This is a genomic window from Peribacillus sp. (genome assembly GCF_059453735.1).
This window is the reverse complement of the sequence record NZ_JAZVJO010000403.1, coordinates 1-6,565: the sequence shown is the minus strand read 5'-3', so window position 1 is coordinate 6,565 and position 6,565 is coordinate 1. Positions and strand designations below refer to the sequence as shown.

Sequence of the window (6,565 nt, the reverse complement as noted above, 5' to 3'; positions counted from 1 at the left end):
GTTGATTCTAGAAAGCATAATTATGAGCGAAGTCGAATTCTTATGACAGATGAGGCAAATGCTGTGGTAGAGTCAGCTTTCGAGTCAGGCTGCAAGGAAGTATTTGTCAATGATAGTCATTCTAAAATGAACAATTTACTTATAGAAAGGTTTCACCCAGAAACGCAAGTAATTACAGGAGATGTTAAGCCTTATTCCATGGTACAAGGGCTTGATTCTTCCTTCACAGGAGCGATATTTACCGGGTATCATGCCAGAGCTTCCGTACCGGGGGTCATGTCGCACTCTATGATTTTTGGGGTCAGAAATATGTACATAAACGATGTGACCATCGGAGAATTAGGATTTAATGCGTACGTTGCCGGTCATTATGGCGTTCCAATCTTAATGGCAGCGGGAGATGATCGTGCCGCCTTAGAAGCAGAACAACTCATTCCTAATATCACGACAGTAACAGTGAAGAAAACGATCTCCCGTTCCGCCGTCACGACGCTCACACCAGCTAAAGCTCAAGAGCTTTTAAGGGAAAAAACAGCGTTCGCTCTAAAAAATAAAGATAAAGTAAAACCTCTTATCCCCCCGAACCATCCACTATTAGCAATCGAATTTGCTAATTATGGACAAGCTGAATGGGCAAACTTAATGCCCGGAACAGAATTAATACCTGGAACAACCATTGTTCGTTTTCAGGCAAAAGATATTTTAGAAGCATACCAAGCCATGCTTGTCATGACAGAATTAGCGATGAAGACAACATTTTGCTAGGGGGAATTAGCGTATGACTTCTTATATATTAAAGCGGCTAGGAGCTATGCTAGTGACACTGTGGCTGATTGTTACACTGACATTTTTCCTTATGCATTCCGTGCCAGGGTCACCCTTTAATGAAGAAAGAACAACAAATGAGGCCATTCAAAAAAACCTAGAGGCGTATTTTCATTTAGATGAACCTCTGTATGTACAGTATGGTATCTATATGAAGTCACTGGTTACATTTGATTTCGGTCCATCAATCAAACGATCATCAGATTCAGTAAATGCGATGCTTGAAAGAGGATTTCCAATATCCTTTGAACTTGGCTTTATCACGTTAGTCACAGCGATCGTTTCTGGCTTGTTTCTTGGGATTATCGCAGCGCTTCGTCACAATGGTTTCATTGATTACTTAGCTATGACCATTGCTGTTTTAGGCATTTCCATACCTAACTTTGTTCTAGCCACTTTGCTCATTCAACAATTAGCTGTCACCTACGAGATTTTTCCTGCAGCAACATGGCAAAGTCCAATGCATATGGTACTGCCGACACTCGCCCTTGCAACAGGGCCAATGGCGATCATTGCCCGGCTGACCCGCGCGAGTATGCTTGAGGTATTAACACAAGATTACATAAGAACAGCGAAAGCAAAAGGATTATCACCAGTTAAGATTGTATTTAAACATGCATTAAGAAATGCAATGCTTCCAGTAGTAACGGTTTTGGGGACGCTTGCTGCCAGTATTTTAACGGGAACGTTTGTCATTGAAAAAATCTTTGCTATTCCAGGAATGGGAAGATATTTCGTTGAAAGTATTAGCAACCGTGATTACCCCGTTATTATGGGAACAACGGTTTTCTATAGTGCGATTCTAATTATTATGCTTTTTTTGGTCGACATCGCTTATGGACTTCTCGATCCACGAATAAAACTGCATAAGAAGGAGGGGAGATAATGGAATTGCGTAAGAAACAGAATTCACCCATCACCCCGGACATCCCTGACGAGTGGTTTACTCCAAGGGCAAAGGATATTGAACAAGCAGAAAAGGTTACAAGGCCAAGTCTTTCCTATTGGAAAGATGCTTGGTATCGGCTATTAAAAAATAAGCTTGCTATTTTAGGACTTTTCTTCTTACTGTTTGTCGTTTTTATGGCCATATTCGGTCCATTAATTTCCCAGCATGGATTAGATCAAAAGCTGCAGGACCAAAACCTGCCACCATCAACTACCTATTGGTTTGGAACAGATGGATTAGGCCGAGATGTGTTTACACGGACTTGGTATGGAGCCAGGGTTTCGTTGTTTGTCGGTGTGGCGGCAGCATTAATAGACTTTATCGTTGGTGTTACATATGGAGGGTTTTCAGGTTATAAGGGCGGTAAAATCGACAATGTTATGATGCGTATTATTGAAGTGCTCTATGGTCTGCCGCATTTATTGGTGGTCATCTTGTTAATGGTAGTAATGGGGCCGGGTCTTGCGACAATTATTGTCGCCTTATCGGTAACAGGGTGGATTGGAATGGCACGGATTGTTCGCGGGCAGGTTTTACAAATAAAGAACTATGAATTTGTATTGGCTTCTAAAACATTTGGGACCAAGACAGGTCGAATTATTCGGAAAAACTTACTTCCCAATACAATGGGACCGATTATCGTTCAAATGACTTTAACGGTACCAGCCGCGATATTTGCAGAAGCTTTTTTAAGTTTCTTGGGTCTTGGTATTCAACCCCCGTTCACCAGCTGGGGAATGATGGCTGATGAGGGGTTATCATCGATCTTAACGGGTTATTGGTGGAGATTATTTTTCCCGGCATTCTTCATCTCTGTCACAATGTTTGCATTTAATGTGCTGGGAGACGGACTCCAGGACGCACTAGATCCAAAAATGAGGAGGTAAGCAGCATGGAAAAAATCCTTCAAGTGAAAGACCTTCAAGTCGCATTTAAGACATTTGGCGGTGAAGTTCAAGCAGTTCGCGGGGTAACCTTCGACTTACTTAAAGGAGAGACGCTGGCCATTGTAGGAGAATCAGGCTGTGGTAAAAGTGTGACCTCACAGGCCATTATGGGTTTGATTCCATCGCCTCCAGGTAAGATTGCCGGCGGAGAAATTATTTTTAAAAATCGTGATTTAACGAGTTTACCAGAAAAAGAGTGGCGCAATGTCCGCGGAGCTGATATTTCTATGATATTCCAAGATCCAATGACGGCTTTAAATCCGACATTGACTGTTGGCGAGCAAATCATTGAAGGAATTATTCAACACGAAAAAATACCGCGGACTGAAGCAAAAGCGAAGGCCATTGACATGCTGAATCTGGTAGGGATTCCTCTTCCTGAATCAAGAATGAAGCAATATCCTCATCAGTTCAGCGGTGGTATGCGGCAACGGATTATGATTGCAATGGCATTGATTTGTCAGCCGGAGATTTTGATTGCAGATGAACCAACCACAGCTCTTGATGTGACAATTCAGGCACAAATTCTTGAACTTTTTAGAGATATCCAGAATCGAACTGGTGTATCGATTGTTCTAATTACACATGATCTCGGAGTAGTAGCGCAAGTCGCTGACCGAATTGCGGTTATGTATGCAGGTAAAATTGTTGAGACTGGAACAAGAAGAGAAATCTTTTATAATCCGCAGCACCCATATACAAGAGGGCTGTTACAATCGGTTCCGAGATTAGACAGGGAGGATGCCGAGCTGATTCCAATAGCGGGATCTCCGCCAGATTTATTTGCTCCTCCAACAGGGTGTCCATTTACGGCAAGATGTGAATCAGCTATGGAAGTATGCAGCCGAGTTTATCCGATTGAAACGAGGTTGTCTGAGCAGCATCAAGTGCATTGCTGGTTACAGGACAAACGGGCTCGGAAACTGGTTGTACCGGTTATTACAATTAGTTAATAATCATTCCGATGGAGTGATTTTTATAAAAATTAAGGGGGAAGAAAATGAAAAAACTTTCGATGTTACTGCTTATAATCTTGGTATTTGCACTTACTGCCTGTACGGCTAATGAAAATGCCGGTACAGAAAAGAAAGAAGGAGAAGAAAAGAATAGTAAAAAGGAAAAAATTCTTTATCTAAATAATGAATCAGAACCGACTTCGTTTGACCCTGTGATTGGGTATGATATTAAATCTTGGGATCCATTGAACAATCTGATGGAGGGGTTAACACGACTAGGAAAAGATCATAAACCAGAAGGGGCTATGGCCGAAGACTGGAAAGTATCAGAAGATGGCAAAACATATACATTTAATCTTCGTAAAGATGCTAAATGGTCTAATGGTGACGATGTTACAGCAGGAGATTTTGTCTTCGCTTGGAAAAGACTGCTCAATGCTGAGACTGGTTCCGGAGCAGCGTTCTTAGGCTACTTCATCGAAGGTGGAGAAGCTTATAATACGGGAGAAGGTACAGCAGATGATGTGAAAGTAAAAGCTGTTGATGAAAAAACGTTTGAAGTCACGTTAACAAGTCCTCAAGCCTACTTTCTTAGTGTCATTACAAACCCTGCCTTTTTCCCAGTAAATGAAAAAGTAGCTACTGAGAATCCGCAATGGTTTGCTGAAGCAGATAGTTTTGTAGGAAATGGACCGTTTAATTTAACGGAGTGGGTGCATGACAGTCACTTTGTGATGAAGAAAAATGATACGTATTGGGATAAAAAGAACGTGAAACTTGATCAAGTAAATTGGGCGATTATTGATGATAGAAACACTGCATACCAAATGTTCCAAAAAAATGAGCTGGATGTATCAGCTATACCGCCGGATTTAAGTGAACAGCTAATGAAAGATGACAAAGTAAAAATTGATGACCAAGCAGGATTGTATTTTTACCGCTTCAATGTAACCATGGAGCCTTTCCAAAATAAAAATATTCGAAAAGCATTTGCCTTAGCTGTTGATCAAGCACAGCTTGTAGACTATGTAGTAAAAAATGAACATAAACCAGCATATGGGTATGTTTCAAATGGATTTGAAGATCCATCTGGAAAAGATTTCAGAGAAACAAATGGCGATTTAATTAAAACCGATGTAAAGCAAGCAAAAGAACTATTAGAGAAAGGATTAAAGGAAGAAGGATATGAGAAGCTTCCAGAAGTAACGTTAACTTACAGTACACTTGACACTCATCAAAAAATTGCTGAGGCTATGCAGCAGATGTTTAAAGATAATCTTGGTGTCGAGGTCAAATTAGCAAGTGTCGAAGCCAATGTATTCGCAACAGATCAGAAAGCATTGAAATACCAATTTGCCCGCAGCTCGTTCATTGCGGACTATGCAGATCCAATTAACTTTGTTGAAAACTTTCAAACTGGTCATCCGAACAACCGTACAGGTTGGGGAAATAAAGAATACGATCAGTTAATTAAAGAGGCTAAAAATGAAAAAGATGAAGCAAAACGTTATGAACTAATGTATGAAGCTGAAAAATTCCTTATGGAAGAAGCACCGTTTGTTCCAATCCACTTCTATAACCAAGTTTCTCTTTTTGCTGAAGGCGTAAAGGATATTGTCCGTCATCCAGTTGGTTATACGGAATTGAAATGGGCAGATAAAAACTAAAAGATCCAAGATTACTGGCAGAATGGGGATGTTCATAGGACATCCCCATTCTGGATAAGATAAGGATGTGAGGAACATGATCGTTAAACCATCCCGGCTGAAACGGGGAGATACTGTTGGAATTATTGCGCCAGCAAGTCCGCCAAATCGTGAAAATTTACAACGGTCTCTGGACTTTCTAGCGGATTTAGGGTTAAAAGTGAAAATGGGTCAGCATGTAGAACAAATAAATGGTTATTTAGCAGGATCAGATAATGAAAGAATAGAAGATTTACATACTATGTTCAAAGATGATGAAATCAAAGCGATTATCTGTGCTGGAGGCGGGTATGGAACTGCACGAATTGGAGACAGAATTGATTATTCCCTAGTGGCAGCTAATCCGAAAATATTTTGGGGTTATAGTGATGTTACTTTTTTACATCAAGCTTTTTTGAAAAAAACGGGCTTGGTCACATTTCATGGACCGATGTTGGCTTCAGACATTGGCAAGGAAGATGTTGACGAGTTATCAAAAAAATTATTTGCTCAGCTTTTTGTGCCGGGGGAATTTACCTACAATGAAGAAATTTCTCTTCTTCATACAGTCGTCAGTGGAAAAGCGAGTGGGCAGTTGATCGGGGGGAATTTGTCGTTACTCACAAGTACACTTGGCACGCAGTTTGAACTGGACACAGCGGGAAAACTGCTGCTGATTGAGGATGTCAATGAAGAACCTCGTGCAATAGATCGGATGCTGAATCAATTATATATGAGTGGAAAGTTGAGTCAGGCCGCGGGTATCATAATCGGAGATTTTGCCAATTGTGTCCCTACGAGAAATCTGAGCTTATCACTAGTTGAGGTCCTTGACCATTATCTAAAGCTCGCAAATAAACCAGCTCTTTCAGGATTTAAAATTGGCCATTGTTCACCCAATATCTCCATACCGCTTGGTGTTGATGCCACACTTGATGCGGATAAAAAAGAGTTCATTGTATCAGCAGGAGTCGAATAGTTTAGAACAATACCGTACGGTCACAGACCCAGAATATCGAGTGTCTCAGCCTAATTTTAATAAATATCCTTTCATATAAAATTAGCCATACTCATAGAAGGAAGGTCATCATATGAAAATTGTCCAAATGGAAACGTTTAGAATTGCTGTTCCTTTAAAAAAGCCATTTAAAACCGCCTTACGGACAGTTAATACAGCTGAAGCTATATATGTGAAAATCATCT

At 40.7% G+C, this 6,565-nt stretch carries 6 protein-coding genes and 1 pseudogene; all 7 read left to right on the top strand.

The window, feature by feature from the left end:
* The coding region (dppA, locus tag AC52RT_RS13400) for a D-aminopeptidase DppA (RefSeq protein ID WP_495541203.1) at positions 1 to 765 on the top strand (765 nt) is incomplete at its 5' end.
* 13 nt (positions 766 to 778) lie between these two features.
* Positions 779 to 1,711 carry an ABC transporter permease gene (locus AC52RT_RS13395; protein ID WP_495541202.1) on the top strand — a complete coding sequence of 311 codons (933 nt, stop codon included), beginning with the start codon at positions 779 to 781 and terminating at the stop codon, positions 1,709 to 1,711.
* Positions 1,711 to 2,661, top strand: a complete 951-nt coding sequence (locus tag AC52RT_RS13390) for an ABC transporter permease (RefSeq protein WP_340849167.1) — start codon at positions 1,711 to 1,713, stop codon at positions 2,659 to 2,661. Before AC52RT_RS13395 ends, AC52RT_RS13390 begins: the two co-directional genes overlap by 1 nt.
* Positions 2,662 to 2,666: 5 nt before the next feature.
* Entirely contained in the window at positions 2,667 to 3,674 is a 1,008-nt protein-coding gene (locus AC52RT_RS13385; RefSeq protein WP_495541201.1) for an ABC transporter ATP-binding protein, read from the top strand.
* A gap of 47 nt (positions 3,675 to 3,721) precedes the next feature.
* Positions 3,722 to 5,344, top strand: coding sequence for a peptide ABC transporter substrate-binding protein (locus AC52RT_RS13380; RefSeq protein ID WP_495541200.1), 1,623 nt, complete (start codon positions 3,722 to 3,724; stop codon positions 5,342 to 5,344).
* Between the two features lie 76 nt (positions 5,345 to 5,420).
* Positions 5,421 to 6,341, top strand: a complete 921-nt coding sequence (locus AC52RT_RS13375) for a S66 peptidase family protein (RefSeq protein WP_495541199.1) — start codon at positions 5,421 to 5,423, stop codon at positions 6,339 to 6,341.
* A gap of 112 nt (positions 6,342 to 6,453) precedes the next feature.
* Positions 6,454 to 6,565 (top strand): annotated as a pseudogene (locus AC52RT_RS13370) (dipeptide epimerase); the annotation flags it as partial.